18 protein-coding genes and 1 tRNA gene are annotated in these 14,269 nt (G+C 71.0%); 7 read left to right on the top strand and 12 right to left on the bottom strand.

What is annotated here, in order from left to right; translation table 11 throughout:
- Nucleotides 1–36 precede the first annotated feature (36 nt).
- The 7 genes from FDZ70_01480 to FDZ70_01450 all read right to left on the bottom strand — a co-directional run bounded on the left by FDZ70_01480 (nucleotide 37) and on the right by FDZ70_01450 (nucleotide 6,237).
- A complete protein-coding gene (locus tag FDZ70_01480; protein TLM80273.1) occupies nucleotides 37–381 on the bottom strand; it encodes a DUF1290 domain-containing protein in 345 nt (114 codons plus the stop codon).
- Nucleotides 382–383: 2 nt separating this feature from the next.
- Nucleotides 384–1,112: a DUF881 domain-containing protein gene (locus tag FDZ70_01475; GenBank protein TLM80272.1), complete on the bottom strand. Its 729-nt coding sequence runs from the start codon at nucleotides 1,110–1,112 to the stop codon at nucleotides 384–386.
- Nucleotides 1,113–1,212: 100 nt separating this feature from the next.
- A complete protein-coding gene (locus tag FDZ70_01470; GenBank protein ID TLM80271.1) occupies nucleotides 1,213–3,720 on the bottom strand; it encodes a mannose-1-phosphate guanyltransferase in 2,508 nt (835 codons plus the stop codon).
- Nucleotides 3,717–4,517, bottom strand: coding sequence for a CDP-alcohol phosphatidyltransferase family protein (locus FDZ70_01465; protein ID TLM80270.1), 801 nt, complete (start codon nucleotides 4,515–4,517; stop codon nucleotides 3,717–3,719). Before FDZ70_01465 ends, FDZ70_01470 begins: the two co-directional genes overlap by 4 nt.
- Nucleotides 4,412–5,365 (bottom strand): magnesium/cobalt transporter CorA, encoded by a 954-nt coding sequence (corA, locus tag FDZ70_01460; protein TLM80269.1) that lies wholly within the window; start codon nucleotides 5,363–5,365, stop codon nucleotides 4,412–4,414. The genes FDZ70_01465 and corA overlap by 106 nt, the downstream gene beginning before the upstream one ends.
- A gap of 203 nt (nucleotides 5,366–5,568) precedes the next feature.
- Nucleotides 5,569–5,886 (bottom strand): hypothetical protein, encoded by a 318-nt coding sequence (locus FDZ70_01455; protein TLM80268.1) that lies wholly within the window; start codon nucleotides 5,884–5,886, stop codon nucleotides 5,569–5,571.
- Nucleotides 5,887–5,916: 30 nt separating this feature from the next.
- On the bottom strand, nucleotides 5,917–6,237 hold the full coding sequence (locus FDZ70_01450; GenBank protein ID TLM80267.1) for a hypothetical protein: 321 nt from the start codon (nucleotides 6,235–6,237) through the stop codon (nucleotides 5,917–5,919).
- Nucleotides 6,238–6,446: 209 nt separating this feature from the next.
- Between FDZ70_01450 and FDZ70_01445 the strand changes: the two genes are divergently transcribed.
- A complete protein-coding gene (locus tag FDZ70_01445) occupies nucleotides 6,447–6,809 on the top strand; it encodes a helix-turn-helix transcriptional regulator (protein TLM80274.1) in 363 nt (120 codons plus the stop codon).
- Between the two features lie 10 nt (nucleotides 6,810–6,819).
- On the opposite strand, the gene FDZ70_01440 is transcribed toward FDZ70_01445, so the two are convergent.
- Nucleotides 6,820–7,839, bottom strand: coding sequence for a cation transporter (locus FDZ70_01440; GenBank protein ID TLM80266.1), 1,020 nt, complete (start codon nucleotides 7,837–7,839; stop codon nucleotides 6,820–6,822).
- A gap of 23 nt (nucleotides 7,840–7,862) precedes the next feature.
- On the opposite strand from FDZ70_01440, the gene FDZ70_01435 reads away from it, so the two are divergent.
- Together FDZ70_01435 and FDZ70_01430 are read left to right on the top strand one after the other, a co-directional pair.
- Nucleotides 7,863–8,393 (top strand): MarR family transcriptional regulator, encoded by a 531-nt coding sequence (locus tag FDZ70_01435; GenBank protein TLM80265.1) that lies wholly within the window; start codon nucleotides 7,863–7,865, stop codon nucleotides 8,391–8,393.
- Complete coding sequence (locus FDZ70_01430) at nucleotides 8,394–9,026, top strand: methyltransferase domain-containing protein (GenBank protein ID TLM80264.1); 633 nt, start codon at nucleotides 8,394–8,396, stop codon at nucleotides 9,024–9,026. It abuts the gene before it with no gap.
- A 57-nt stretch (nucleotides 9,027–9,083) separates the two neighbouring features.
- On the opposite strand, the gene FDZ70_01425 is transcribed toward FDZ70_01430, so the two are convergent.
- The 3 genes from FDZ70_01425 to coaBC all read right to left on the bottom strand — a co-directional run bounded on the left by FDZ70_01425 (nucleotide 9,084) and on the right by coaBC (nucleotide 10,879).
- A tRNA-Pro gene (locus FDZ70_01425) sits at nucleotides 9,084–9,160 on the bottom strand.
- Between the two features lie 28 nt (nucleotides 9,161–9,188).
- The gene (locus FDZ70_01420) at nucleotides 9,189–9,665 is read right to left on the bottom strand and encodes a hypothetical protein (GenBank protein ID TLM80263.1); all 477 of its coding nucleotides are present in this window, start codon (nucleotides 9,663–9,665) and stop codon (nucleotides 9,189–9,191) included.
- Nucleotides 9,666–9,676: 11 nt separating this feature from the next.
- A complete protein-coding gene (gene coaBC, locus FDZ70_01415) occupies nucleotides 9,677–10,879 on the bottom strand; it encodes a bifunctional phosphopantothenoylcysteine decarboxylase/phosphopantothenate--cysteine ligase CoaBC (protein ID TLM80262.1) in 1,203 nt (400 codons plus the stop codon).
- Nucleotides 10,880–10,950: 71 nt separating this feature from the next.
- On the opposite strand from coaBC, the gene FDZ70_01410 reads away from it, so the two are divergent.
- The 4 genes from FDZ70_01410 to FDZ70_01395 all read left to right on the top strand — a co-directional run bounded on the left by FDZ70_01410 (nucleotide 10,951) and on the right by FDZ70_01395 (nucleotide 13,394).
- The gene (locus FDZ70_01410) at nucleotides 10,951–11,685 is read left to right on the top strand and encodes a hypothetical protein (protein ID TLM80261.1); all 735 of its coding nucleotides are present in this window, start codon (nucleotides 10,951–10,953) and stop codon (nucleotides 11,683–11,685) included.
- Between the two features lie 74 nt (nucleotides 11,686–11,759).
- The gene (locus tag FDZ70_01405; protein ID TLM80260.1) at nucleotides 11,760–12,140 is read left to right on the top strand and encodes a DUF3221 domain-containing protein; all 381 of its coding nucleotides are present in this window, start codon (nucleotides 11,760–11,762) and stop codon (nucleotides 12,138–12,140) included.
- A 166-nt stretch (nucleotides 12,141–12,306) separates the two neighbouring features.
- Nucleotides 12,307–12,822, top strand: a complete 516-nt coding sequence (locus FDZ70_01400; GenBank protein TLM80259.1) for a DJ-1/PfpI family protein — start codon at nucleotides 12,307–12,309, stop codon at nucleotides 12,820–12,822.
- Nucleotides 12,823–12,863: 41 nt separating this feature from the next.
- Nucleotides 12,864–13,394 (top strand): hypothetical protein, encoded by a 531-nt coding sequence (locus tag FDZ70_01395; protein ID TLM80258.1) that lies wholly within the window; start codon nucleotides 12,864–12,866, stop codon nucleotides 13,392–13,394.
- Nucleotides 13,395–13,431: 37 nt separating this feature from the next.
- Here FDZ70_01395 and FDZ70_01390 read toward each other — a convergent pair whose 3' ends face one another.
- On the bottom strand, nucleotides 13,432–13,998 hold the full coding sequence (locus tag FDZ70_01390) for a hypothetical protein (protein ID TLM80257.1): 567 nt from the start codon (nucleotides 13,996–13,998) through the stop codon (nucleotides 13,432–13,434).
- Between the last annotated feature and the right edge of the window lie 271 nt (nucleotides 13,999–14,269).

Genomic DNA, 14,269 nt, shown 5'->3' with positions numbered 1-14,269 from the left:
CGAGCGTGCGGCGCGCGGGGACGGGACCGCCCGCCACTACTCCCACCCCCGCCGCTCGAAGAACAGCTTGCGCACCGTGCCGAGGTTGTCGAACATCCGCACGCCGAACGCGACGACCGCGGCCAGGTACAGCTCGCGCACGCCGATCCGGTCGCCGACGAAGACGATGAACGCCGCCATGAGCACGTTGGTGGCGAACCCGAACAGGAACGCCGTGTCGTCGAAGGTGCGCTCCATGGCGTTCTTCACGCCGCCGATCGCCGAGTCCATCGCGGCGAGCACGGCGACGCCGACGTACGGCAGGTACTGCGCCGGTACTCCGATGCGCGTCAGAAGGCCGACGGCAATGCCGAGCGCGAGGGCGAGTGCGAGCACCAGCACGGCTACGACCCGCCTCCCGCCGCCCGCGCGTACGCCGGCGCGACGCTGCCCGCGTAGGCCGGCACCTCGATCGAGCCGCCGTGCGCGATCGTGGTGCGCAGACCGTACACGGCGCGGAAGTCGCCGAACAGCGGACCCGAGACCCGGTCCTCGCGAAGCGCTGCCTCGAGGGCGTCCGGCTCGCCGATCGCGAGCACCTCGTACGGCGCGCCGATGCGCGTCGAATTCACCATGATGGTCGTCCCGGCGCAGCGGATCGGGGTCGTCGCGGTGACGCGTTCGCCGTTGACCGACACGGCCTCGGCACCGGCCGCGGCAAGCGCGTTGACGACCGCCGCGATGTCCGAGTCATGGACGACGCAATCCCCCGGCTCGGCGCCCTCCGGCACCGTCCCGGCGTCATCGAGCACCACTCGCACCCCCGGGCCGATCACGAGGGTGAGGCCGGCGGCCGCGCGCGCCTCGTCCAGGTCGCGGCCGAACGTCTCCCGCACGCCCGCCTCCTGCGCGGCCTTGCGCCGCGCGTCCGAGACGCTCGCACGAAGCGACGCCAGCCGGCTCTTGAGGTCCTCGCGCTCCCGCTCCATGTCGCGGACCACGCCCGCCAGGTCCGACGACCGCGACGCGCGGGCGTCCAGCGCCCGGTTGGACGTGTTGAACGCGGTCGCGAACATGAAGCCCAGCACGACGAAGACGGCTGCGAGCGCGGGGCGGACGGGCGACGGGTGCATGGGGTCTCACAAGACGGTCGGCGAGGCGCGGTCGGGAAGCGCATTCTAGCAGGTCGCACGCGCAAACGGTACGCCCGGCGACGGCCGCTCCGCCCGCGCGTCAGGCCTCGGCCCCGATGCCGTCCGCCACGAGTGCGACATAGCGCTCGAGGTTCGCATCCGCGGCGTCCGCGTCCGGACCATCCGCGAACACGTGCACGACCGGCTCCACGGCGTCCGGGAGCACGAGCGCCCAGCCGCCGTCGAGCATCACGCGCACGCCGTCCTCGAGGCGGGTCTCCTCGCCGGCGACCGACTCGGTGACCGTCCGCATGACGGCGCCCTTGCGGTCGATCGGGCAGAACACCTGGCGCTCGCGCAGGTGGCACTCCGGCAGCGCATCGGCCACGGCGTCGAGGTCCGTGTCAGCCGAGTCGAGCATGCACGCGAGCGCGCCGAGCGCCATCACGGCGTCCGGAGCGGCGAGGAAGTCGCGGAACAGGTAGCCGCCGGTGCGCGTGCCCGCGAAGCCGACCCCGTCGCCGGCCACCGCCTCGGCCAGGGCGCGGACCGAGCGCGCCGTGCGCACGACCTGCCTGCCCGCGGCCTCGGCGATGCGCTCGACGACGAGCGAGGCGGTCGCCGGGACCGCGACGCCCAGGCCGCGGTCGTCGGTGCGGCACCACAGGTCCACGAGCGCGTGGAGCGCCGTGTCGCCATCCAGCACGCGGCCCTTCGGGGTGATGAGCGTGACGCGCTCGCCGCCGGCGTCGAACATCACGCCCATGTCCGCGGAGAATACGTCCACGTCGCGCTGCATCGCCTCGATCGACTCGCGGCGCTCGAGATCCGACACGAAGGTGCGCTCGGCGTCCGGGATCGGGTTGAGCGCGACGAGGTTGAGCCGCCAGCCGCTCGCGACCTGCGGGAGGATGAGCGAGGTCACGCCCCCGCCCATGTCGGCGACGACGCGCATCCAGCGGTCGCGGCAGCCGCGCTCGTGCAGCGCGTCGCGCAGCCCGGTGCCGTAGTACTCGAGCGCGCGCGGCGGGTAGATGATCTCGCCGACCTCGTCGAGGAACGCACGGCGGAACTCGCCTCGGAAGTAGAGCCGCTCGACCTTCTTCTCGGCGGCGGGCGCGAGATCCATCCCATGCTTGTCGAAGAACTGGATCTCGACGCCCTGGATGTCGTGGGTCGAAGCGCACACGTGCACGCCGCCGACGCAGCGCGTGTCGCGCGTGGTGAAGCGCGCGACCGCCGGCGACGCGACGCGCAGGTCCCGGCAGTGGATTCCCGTGGAGTTGAGTCCGGCGACGACCGCGCGCTTGAGCATGCGCGCGGCGCGGGAGTTGTCGCGGGACACCACCACGTGAGACCCGGCCGGCAGCGTCGTGCCGTACGCCTGCGCGACCTTGAGAGCGAGCTCCGGCGTCACATCGACGCCGATGAGCCCCGAGACGCCCGCGGCGCCGAACAGCGACCGCGACGCTCGGCTCTCCCAGATGATCGACTCGCGGACCGCGGCCGCCGGTTCGATCCGCTTGTACGGGTAGATCTGCACGTCGTTGCCGATGACGCAGTCGTGCCCGAGGTACGCCTCGTCACCGACGGCGGTCCCCTGCTCGATGGTGGCGCGGCGGCGTACGTCCACTTTGCGGCAGAGCACCGAGCCGCGCACCGTCGAGCCCGCGCCGATGAACGTGTCGTCCCACACGATCGAGTGCTCGATGCGCACGTCGTGACCGACGACCACGTTGTCGCCGAGCACGGTGTAGTCGCCGAGCTGTGCACCGGCGCGCACCTTCGCATTCGCCCCGATCACGACCTTGGACCCGATGCGGGCGTCAGGGTCGACCTCGGCGCCCTCCCCGACCCACAGGTCGTTCTTGGCGTGCACGCCGGGCACGTACACCATCGCGCGCCCGTCGAGAACGTCGCGGTGCGCCTGCACGTAGCTGTCGAGCGACCCGATGTCGCACCAGTAGCCGTCCACGACGCACCCGTACAGCGCGCCGCCCTTCTCCATGATCTTCGGGAAGAGCTCGCTCGAGAAGTCGAACGCCTGCTTGGACGGGATGAGGTCGAGGACGTCGGGCTCGATCACGTAGATGCCGGTGTTGATGGTGTCCGAGAACACCTGCCCCCAGGTCGGCTTCTCCAGGAAGCGCTCGATGCGGCCGTCCTCGCCGGTGATGACGACGCCGAACTCGAGCGGGTCGGGCACGCTCTTGAGCGCCAGCGTGACGAGCCCGCCGCGCTCCTTGTGGAAGCGGATGACCTCGGACAGGTCGATGTCGGTGAGCGCGTCGCCGGAGATGACGACGAACGTGTCGTCGCGCAGGGCGTCCTCGGCGTTCTTGACCGAGCCGGCGGTCCCGAGCGGCGTCTCCTCGAGCGCGTAGGAGATGCCCATCCCCCACTCGTCGCCGTCCCCGAAGTAGTCCTCGATGACCTGCGGCATGAACGCGAGCGTGGCGACCACCTCGTTGATGCCGTGGTGCTTCACCAGCCCGACGATGTGTTCCATGACCGGCTGGTTGAAGATCGGGACCATCGGCTTGGGCCGCAGGCTGGTGAGCGGGCGCAGGCGGCTGCCCTCACCGCCGGCCATGATGACGGCCTTCATCGCGAACCTCCCCCCTGCGGCGCCGGCGCGCCGCTCCCCGGTCCCGTCGCGGCCTTGACGGCCCTACGGGCGATGACGGTGTAGTGGGCCGCGGTCCCGAGCGACATCGCGAGCCCCGCGTACACGAGCCAGATCCCCGCGCCCGCAGGCTCGCTGCCCAGCCCGGGGAACCACGGCGAGGCGATGAGCCCCGCTCCGGTCAGGACGGGCCAGCCGAGGATCAGCAGCGAGAAGCCGCCGAGCAGGACCGCGGTGGTGGCCTTGCCCGCGAACGTGACCGGCAGCCGCAAGTGGTGGTGCTCGAGGCGCCACGCGCCGTACAGCAGGTACGCGTCGCGCATGACGAGCACGACCATCACCCACGCAGGGAGGCGGTCGACGACGTACAGCCCGATGACACCCGAGGCCAGCAGGAGCCGGTCGACGAGAGGGTCGATCGCCTTGCCGATCGCGGTCACGGTCCCGGTGCGCCGGGCGATCTGCCCGTCGAGCCAGTCGGTCGACGCCGCGAACGCGTACAGGATGAACGCGACGAGATCGTTCACACCCTCGATCAGCACGGCGAACGCGAACGGCACGAGGACCAGGCGCAGCACCGTGATGATGTTGGCCACGGTGTACACGTCGTGGCTGTGATCGGCGTGCGGCACCGCCGCCGGTGCGGGTCTGCCGTGCTCCTCGGCGTGCTCGTCTACCACCAGTTCTTCCTCCGGAAGTACAGGCCCATGCCGAGCGCGATCAGGAGCATGCCGGCGATGATGAGCGGGAACGACCAGACCGCCTCGGACGGCGGCCACATGCCGGCGAGGACGTTCATCCCGTAGATACCCGAGATGAGCGTGAGCGGCATGAAGATGGTCGCCACCACCGTCAGCTGCTTCATGATCTCGTTCATCCGGTTGCTCACGGCCGACAGGTAGACGTCCATCGCGCCGCTCGCCACGTCGCGGTACGTCTCGACCCCGTCCTCGACGCGGGCGAGGTGGTCGCCGACGTCCTGGAAGTAGCGGTACGCCTCCTGCGACACCAGCTGCTCCTCGCGGACCAGCTCCCGCAGGATGTCGCGTTCGGGGACGATCGCCTTGTGGATGCGCACGAGCATGCGCTTGGCCTCGAGCAGGTCCCCGAGGTCGGTCCGTTCGGCGCGCTCCAGCATGCGGTCCTCGAGGGCCTCGAGCCGGTCGGAGACCTCGTCCAGGATCGGGAAGACCTTGTCGACCGTCAGGTCGAGCAACGCATGGAGCACCCAGTCCACGCCGCGCGAGAGGTGGGCCTCGGCCTCGGAGGCCACACGGTCGGCAGCGTCGACCGGCTCGCGGTGGACCGTGACGAGCCAGCGCTGCCCGAGGAAGGCGTCGAGCTCGTTCATGTCGAGGCCGTCGCCTATGCGGCCCTCGGGCACGATCCAGATGAGGAAGACCGAGTCGCCGTACGACTCGAGCTTGGGCCGCTGCGGGTAGTGGAGGCAATCCTCGACGGCGAGCGGGTGCAGCCGGAACTCGCGCGCGACGCTCTCCATCGAGGCCTCGTCCGGCTCGAAGACGTCGACCCACGCGGCCTTCGCCCCGCCGACCTGGTCGAGCATCTCCTCGCCGCCGACGAGCAGGCCCTCCTCGTAGAGCGCGCGCACCGTGACCTGCGCCATCCGCCGCCTCCCCGCTTCGCCCGCGTACCGCTCAAGGATACCGCGAGCCGCCCGGGGGCGCGCACGTCCGTTCGGTCAGTCCAGTGCCGCGAACGAGCAGCCCGCGACCGCGAGCATCGCGACAGCGACCCCCGAGCCGCGCGGACATCCCTCGGACACGAAGCGCGACATGACGTCCCCCCTCACATCGACCGCACGGGCGGCTACGCGCCGGATCCGAGCAGCGCGCCGATCCCCTGCAGGACCTCTCCGAACAGCGTTGCCGCGACGAACGCGACGGGCAGCCAGACGAGCCACGACCGCTCGCGCCTCGCCACGACCGCGGCGACTCCGGCCGCCATCGAGGCGAGCAGCAGCGCGAGGTTCAGCGGGCGTGCGTCCAGCCCCAGGCGCTCGCCGAAGATCGCCGCGGCGAAGCACGCGACCATCAGCGCCGGCGCGGCCCACCCGAGCGCCGTCCTCGGGAGCCCGAAGAATCGCGGGCGCGTGGCATCGTCAACCGTGGCACAGTCCTCCGTCATGGCGCCACCCATCGGCCAGTCCCGGCCCCATCACCCGGGCGGCGTGAGGGTATAGATGGCCGCGTCGACGACCATCCCCGCCATCAGCAGGCCCGAGACCACGAGCGAGCCGATGTCGAGCGCGGTTCTGTGGCGGCGGGCGACGCTCACGACGTTGACGATGAGCGCGATCGGCACGAGCAGGCTCGACGAGGCCTCGGACACGTCGAGCAGCCACCCTTCCGGCCAGATGCCGCTGACCATGAATGCCGTCACGACGACCGCGGCAACGGTCAGACCCACCGAGACCCACCTCAGCGCCTCGCCCTGCGGCTTCGCCACCGCCGGCGCTTGCATCGTGGCATCGCCCATGAGGTGCGCTCCCTCCTCTGTGCACACGCACATCGGGTATCTTCCCCGCGGCCGCCCCATCCACCTGCCGCGTCCGATGGTGCGATACTGCGGGGAGCCACATGCTCGATGGAGGCATCAGATGCTCAACAACCGAATCGAACTGATCAAGGAAGGCGAGCCGAAGGTCCTGCTCACGTGGCACCTTCCCCGCGAGGAAGGCTCGTTCTATCCGGTCGCGTTCCAGTTCGCCGAGGACGTCGACGAAGCAACCAGGATCGAGATCATGCAGATCGCCTCGCGTCCGCTCAGGATCCCGGAGAAGCAGCACAAGCCCGCGCCCTACGGCAGCTCCGACCACTTCGGTGCGCTGCCAAGACCCCTCGGCCGGCTCGGGTTCCGTACCCGCACCTTCGGCCCGTCGCAGCACGGTCACGTGCTGGAGGACCGCCCGATCGAGACGCCGTAGGCGCATCGAGGTTACCGCACTCGCACGCGAGGTCGGCTACGTGAGCCCCGCGCAGTTCAGCCAGGAGTACCGGCAGATGTTCGGACGCACGCCTTCGTCCGAGCGAGCAGCGGCGAGGGCGTAGCCAAGATGACTCACGGATGCCCATGCGCCGGCAGTGAACCGTGTTCGTGCTCCTCGAAGGCGTGATGCGAGCCACCGGCCTGCTCGCTCGGGTCGACGTGGACGGTCGCATCGGACAGGTAGGGCAACGCGTGCAGGAGCGCGTGCCGTGCATCGACGGCGATCGCATGGCCCTCGCTCACACTCAGTGAGGCCCTGACCGCCACCGCCACTTCGGCGCGAAGCCGGTGACCGGTCCAGCGCACCCGCACATCCTCGACCTGCTCGACGCCGGAGACGTGTCCGAGTGCGTGCTCGATCTCGTCGACGACCACCGGGTCCACACCGTCGGCGACCCGGGTCAGGACCGCCTTCCCCGACTCCCAGACGATCCGCAGGATGCTGAGGGTGATCAGGAGCCCGGCGATCGGGTCCGCGAGCGGGAAGCCAAGGGCCACGCCGATCGCGCCCGCGAGCACGCCCAGGCTGGTGAACCCGTCCGCCCGAGCGTGGTAGCCATCCGCGATCAGCGCGGCGCTGTTGATCTCGCGCCCGACCTTGATCCGGAACAGCGCCACCGCCTCGTTCCCGAAGAAGCCGATGACCGCGGCGGCGGCCACGACCCACACGTGCTCCATCGGCTGCGGGTTGAGCAAACGGTCGACCGACTGCACGGCGGCGACGATCGCGCTCGCCAGGATGATCAGGACCACGATGATGCCGGCGATGTCCTCGACCCGCCCGTACCCGTAGGTGAAGCGCTTCGTTGGGGGACGCTTCGCCAGCGAGAATGCGATCCACAGCGGGATCGCAGTCGCCGCGTCGCCGAAGTTGTGGATGGTGTCCGCGAGTAGGGCGACGCTGCCCGTGTAGACCACGATCGCGACCTGGAAGAGCGCCGTCACCCCGAGCGCGACGAGAGACCACTTCACGGCCCAGATGCCGCGCTCCGTCGTGAGCAGCGATGCGTCCACAGTGCCGTGCGTGTGCGACCCATGGTCGTGCTCGTGGTCGCCGTGGTGTTCGTGGGTAGCCATCCGGTTCTCTTCCATGACTTGACGCGCGAGGACCTGCCATGTATTTATCAGATGCGAACTGTTATGGCAACACAACCCCTTGGGGTGGTGAGATGGCCGACCGTGCCGAACGTCTCTCTCGGATCATGCCGCTCATCCAGCATGCTGTCGCGCACCTCGGCGTGCAGTCGACGGAGACCGGACGCCGCTTCGGGCTCACAAACTCGCGAATCGTCGCGCTCGCGACCGTGCTGCACGCCGGCGAGTTGACCATGTCGGAGCTCGCGTCGGCGATCGACTACCCCCGCCCGCTCGCGACCAGGCTCGTCGACGAACTCGTGGAGCGGGACCTCCTCATGCGCCGCCACGATCCGGCCGACCGCCGGCGGGTTCTCGTCAGCCTCACCGACCAGGGCCTCCAGGTCTTCGAGGATGTGCACCGCGAGGCGGCGGCGATCCTCGAGCACGTGATCAGCGGGATGAGCGAGGACGACGCGGACGCCCTGATCCGCGGGCTCGAAGCACTGCTGGACGTACTGCACGACCCGAGCGGCCCACTTCGGCCGCACGCACACCACAAGGAGGCCTGAGTGCACAGCCACGACTCGGCGCGCTCGGACATCGAGGGCAGCGTCATCCACGCAAGCCGCTCCTACGACGCGTTCGCGTGGTTCATCCGCAGGACGGACGGGCCGATCCTCGATCTGGCCGAGATCCGCGAGGGCGACCGCGTGCTCGACATCGGGACCGGGCCCGGCTACCTCGCGCGGGCGGCCGCCGAGCGGGTCGGTGACACGGGCCGCGCGGTGGGCCTGGACGCCTCGCCCGAGATGATCGAGCAGGCGACGGCCCGGGCGAAGCAGGAGGGCTCCACGGCCGAGTTCGTCCTCGCCGGGGCACAGGAGATGCCGTTCGAGGACGGCTCGTTCGACGCGGTCGTCAGCCGCCTTGCGCTCCACCACATCCCGGCCGCAGTGAAGGAGCGGGCCATCGAGGAGATCGCCCGCGTCCTGGCCCCCGGCGGCCGGGTCGTGCTCGTCGACCTCCGCGAGCAGACGCTCGGGGCGCTACTGCACGCCGCCGTTCGCCGTCTGCACAGCGCAGAACCGCTCGCGGATGACGGCTCGCTCACCGAGGTCCTCAAGATCGATGCGTTCGCGGGACTCGAGACCGGGCGGATCAGCTTCCTGTCGTACGCGAGGGCCAGAAGGCGTTCGGAGTAGCCGGTCGCGCCGAGGCCGGATGAAACGGGGCACCCCGAAGGGTGCCCCGAAATCCGTTGGTCGGGCTGACAGGATTTGAACCTGCGACCCCTTGACCCCCAGTCAAGTGCGCTACCAAGCTGCGCCACAGCCCGAATCCACCGCCTCGGCGGCTCGTACACTCTAGAGCCCGTCGCCCTCCGAGGCAAGCGCATCAGGGGGCGCGTCGGGCGGTGTCACCACGGCGTCGTCGGGCACCCGCTCGGCGGCCGCGAGCACCGCAGCCCGCACCTCTGCGACCCGCTCCTCGCCCGCCTCCACCGTCGCCGCGATCCGCAGCGCGCCGGCGCGGCGGAGCATGTCGCCGGCCTCATCGCGACGCCCCGCGGCATCGAGCGCCTTCGACCGCGCCTCGAGCACCTCGGCGAGCAGGACGACGCGCTCGACGTCGAGCGTCCCGCCCGGCCGCAACATGCCGACGAGCCCCTCGACCGTCAGCTGGTACGCCAGCACCGCCGGCGCGCCGAGCGCGGCCGCCACGGCCTCGTCCGACGCTTCGAGCGCGTCCTCGGGGCGGTGCTCCCGTATCGCGGCCAGTTGCCGCCGGAACGCCGTCCCGACCTGCTCGATGAGCCGCAGGATGTAGTCGGACTGGTACACCGGCCGCGCCGCTATGCCCGCGCGGCGAGCAGCCGGGCCACGCGCGTCAGCAGCTCCCGTGCGATTGCGCGCTTGGAGCAGGCGGGCACGTCCTCGGCATCGTCGGCGGTCACGAACACAACCGCGTTGCGGTCCGAGCCGAACCCGAGCCCCTCGGCGGACACGTCGTTGGCCACCACGAGGTCGAGGTTCTTCGCGGCGAGCTTCATGCGTGCGTGCGCGACGACATCGCTCGTCTCGGCCGCGAAACCCACCAGCACGCGCTGTCCCTTGCGCGAGCCGAGGCCCGCCAGGATGTCGGGGGTGCGAACGATGCGGACCGTGTCCGGCGCCTCCTCCTTCTTGACCTTGCCCGCGGCAGTCTCCGCCGGGCGGAAGTCGGAGACCGCGGCGGTGGCGATCACCACGTCGCACGCGTCGTACGCCTCGCTGACGGCCGCCTCCATCTCGAGCGCCGTCCCGACGCGCACGACCTCGACCCCGAACGGGTCCGGCAGCGACGTCGGCCCGCTCACAAGCGTCACGGACGCTCCTCGGCGCGCGGCCTCCTCGGCGATGGCGTAGCCCTGCTTGCCGCTGGAGCGGTTCGACATGTGGCGCACCGCGTCGATCGGCTCCACCGTGGGGCCGGCCGTCACGAGCATGCGCACGCCCGCGAGGCCGCTCGAGCGCGTCAGTGCCGCGCGCACCTCGTCCGCGATGACATCGACCGCCGCAAGCCGTCCCTCGCCCACGTCGCCGCAGGCCAGCTCGCCGCTCTCGGGCTCGACCACGATCGCGCCGCGCGCCCGCAGAGCCGCGACGTTGGCCTGCGTGGCCTCGTCGCGCCACATGCGCACGTTCATCGCCGGCGCGATCACCAGCGGAGCCCGGCACGCGAGCGCGGTGGTGGTGAGCAGGTCGTCCGCGCGGCCGGTCGCGAGTTTCGCGAGCACGTTCGCCGTGCACGGCGCGATCACGAGCACACCGGCCTCCTCGGCCAGCGAGACGTGGTGGACCGGCGCGGCGGCCTCGTCCCACATCCCCACCGCGACCGGCTCGCGCGTGAGCGCCCGGAACGTCGTCGCCCCGACGAACCGCGTCGCGTTCTCCGTCATCACGACCTTCACCCGGACGCCGTCGCGCATGAGCTCGCGCGCCAGCTCGCACGCCTTGTACGCGGCGATGCAGCCGGTGACTCCGAGAACCACCGTGGGTGTGCGAGACTCAGCCATGCGCGGATTATCGCACGCAACGCGGGTATGAACCGCCCAAGGCCGCGAGAGCACGCACCTCGAGGAGGACCATGCCCACCGAGTACGGCACGAGCGCCGAGGTCCGCATCCGCATCGGCGGCCCCGCCGGGGCCGGCATCAAGGCCGCGGGCCAGACGCTCGCCCGGTCCTTCGTCGCGGCGGGCCTGAACACGTTCGACCTCACCGAGTACCCCTCGCTCATCAAGGGCGGCCACAACACCTACCACCTGCGCATCTCGCCCGATCAGCTCTACAGCCATGTGACACCGACCGACGTGCTCGTCGCGCTCGACCGCGCCACGGTGGACCTTCACCTTGCCGAGTTCACGGAGGGCGGCGCGATCGTCTACGACCCGGCCGCGGTGGACGCGGGCGACCTGGCCGCAACCGCCGGGCACTGCCCGGTGCCGGTGCCGCTCGCAGAGATCGTGAAGACCGCAGGCGGCGCGCCCGTCATGCGCAACGTCGCGGCGCTCGGCGCGGTCCTCGGCCACCTCGACTTCCCGCTCGCGTACCTCGTCGACTCGCTGCGCGCCCAGTTCGCACACAAGGCGCCCGAGGTCGCCGAGCAGAACGCCGCGATCGCCACGGCTGCCTACGAGCACGCGCAGCAGGCCCACTGCGCGTTCCCGGTGCGGCTTGCGCCGGTCGACGGCGCGCCGGAGCGGGTGCTGGCCGAGGGCGTGCCGACGTACGCCGACGGGCTGCCGCAGCTCGCGGGCGGACCGATCTGGCGGCACGCGGCCGCACCACGCGACGTCTCCGACCTCATGAGGCGCCTGTAGCGAACCGCAGCGGGGACTCGCAGCGTCTGAAGCACCACGGAACGGCACACGGAGGCACGAGGAGGGACCCGGCCATGAAGCGAACCACACTCGTCCTGACGGCGTTGGCGCTGGCGTCCGGCCTTGCCGGCTGCGACGCGATCCGCTCGGCGATGCCGCCGAAACCGCCCGAGCGCCCAGCCGACATGAGCGGTGCTGTCACCACCATCGACAAGACGCCCGCAGCCGGCGACGTCCTCGGGAGCATGCTGGTGGAGGACCCGAACGGCACCGACAAGGCCCAGGTCACCGTGACCGCGAAGACCACGGTCTTCGTGAAGATGACCGACAAGACCGGGGCGGCCACGTTCGCGGACCTCATGACCGGCGATCGCGTGCAGGTGTGGTTCACCGGACCGGTGGCCGAGTCCTACCCGGTGCAGGGCACCGCCGAGGCGATCGTGGTCGTGCCATAGCGCGAGAAGAACAGCGTGAACGCCGTCCGGACGAAGGTACGCGACGTGACGGCGTCGATGAGGGGCTTCAGACTCACGGTCGCGCAGGGTGGCACGGCGCGTCGGCCTCGCAGGTATACTCTCACCGCATCGCCACAGACCGATCGCCAAAGGGGGCGCACAGCGCATGCCGGAACGCATCCTGATGGTCATAGCCCCGGACACCTTCCGCGACGAGGAGTACACCGTCCCCCGCGAGGTGCTCGAGCGCCGCACCGCCGAGGTCGTGGTCGCGAGCACGCGCGCGGGCGTCTGCACCGGTCGTTTCGGTACGGAGGCGCTCGCCACCCTCGCCATCGCCGAGGCGGACCTCGCCGGCTTCGACGCGCTCGTGCTCGTCGGTGGCGGCGGCGCGAGCGTGTTCTTCGACGACGCGCACGCGCATCGCCTCGCGCGCGAAGCGGCCTCGACCGGCAAGGTGCTCGCCGCCATCTGCATCGCGCCCTCGACGCTGGCGCACGCCGGGCTGCTCGACGGCAGACGCGCCACGGCGTTCGAGAGCCGCGCAGAGGACCTGGTCGCGCACGGCGCGGTCTGGACCGGTGCGCCGGTCGAGATCGACGGAGCGATCGTGACCGCGAACGGCCCGGATGCCGCCGCCGCGTTCGGGATGGCCGTCGCCGACCTCCTCGGCCTGCCCTGAAGGCGGCACCGCCGACCCCGACCGCACGAAGGGACCGTTCCATGAACATGCACCGCTGCCTGATCTGCGGAGAGACGTTCCTCGGCTACGACGCGCCGAGCAACTGCCCGTTCTGCGGCGCGCACGTCGAGTTCTTCACCACCCCCGACGGCTACCCCGACGGGCTGAACGACGTCGACCTCACCGAGACCGAGCGCGCCGACCTCGAAGCCTCGGTGCAGGTCGAGCTGTCGAACGCGCGCTTCTACGCGGGCATGGCCGAGCGCAAGGACAACGACACGCTGCGCAGCGCCTACAAGCGCCTGTCGCGCATCGAGGCAGAGCACTGCTCGCTCTTCTGCAAGCTGCTCAAGACCGCGAAGCCCGCCGACCTCATGACCCCCGGGGAGACCACCGGCTCGTGGGAGACTGACATCGCCGACTCCGTCGTGCGCGAGACCCGCGCCAAGGGCCTGTACGACGAGTTCGCCGCCCGCGCCACCAACGCGCGCATCCGAGGGGTCTTCGAGGCGATCTCGGCGGTGGAGGCCGACCACCTCGTGCTCGACGAGGTCGCGAAGGACTACCTGTAGCTGGGCAGCCGCCCCGCGCGGGCGCCGCTGCGCTCCGCTACCGGTCCGGCAGTGCCAGGAGCCACTGACCGACGCGCTCCTTGGCGGGCTCGAACCGCATCGCCCACGTGCGGCTCGCCGCGACCTCGATGTCATCCGGGATCTCCGCGCTTATGGACTCCACCGCCGTGACCTCGCCTGTAACAGCGTCGATCACCGTCACGTCGAGGGACTGCACGATCGAGGGCACCTTCCCGCCCTCCGCCCCGGGCGGTTCGAACTCCGGGCCGGGCCTCTCTGAGGTCGCGATCCACGCGATCGCCTTGACCGAGGCAGTGTTGAACGCGGCATACGCGCGCGGCACGCCGTAGGCTTCGGCCGTCGCGCCGGAATCGAACTCCGCCGGGCGCTTGGCGTAATCGGACTCGAGGAGCAGCACCTTCCCTGCGGGACGGTAGCCGCTGTCACCGGTCTCGGGGTGCGCGACCGCGAGAGCGTCGTCGATCACGGGCTGGAAGTGTGCCTGCACGGCAGGAGCGTCGAACGGCTCCACGGTCGAGCAGGCGGCGCTCACCAGCGCCGCGGCCAGCGCGAGGATGGCGAGCGTGGCCGACCCCGCCCGCACCTACAGCTCCTGCCGCTCGAACACCCACACGGCGGCGGCGACCATCGCCGCCCCGAGCACGACGGCGGCCACGAGCGGGACGGCCACCGCCTGACCCCGCCCTGCGAGCACAGCTCCCGGCGCCGCGCCCAGGCCCACGGGCGTGAACGCGGCCACCGGCCCCCAGATGCCGGCGACGGACATGACCAGCAGCGCCCCGAACCCGATGCCCGCAGCGCCTGCCTGCGACGGCACGACCGTGGACAGCAGCGTCATCATCGTGAGCAGGAAC

Source organism: Actinomycetota bacterium, assembly GCA_005774595.1.
GTDB lineage: Bacteria > Actinomycetota > Coriobacteriia > Anaerosomatales > D1FN1-002 > D1FN1-002.
This window is presented reverse-complemented; position numbering and strand designations above follow the sequence as displayed.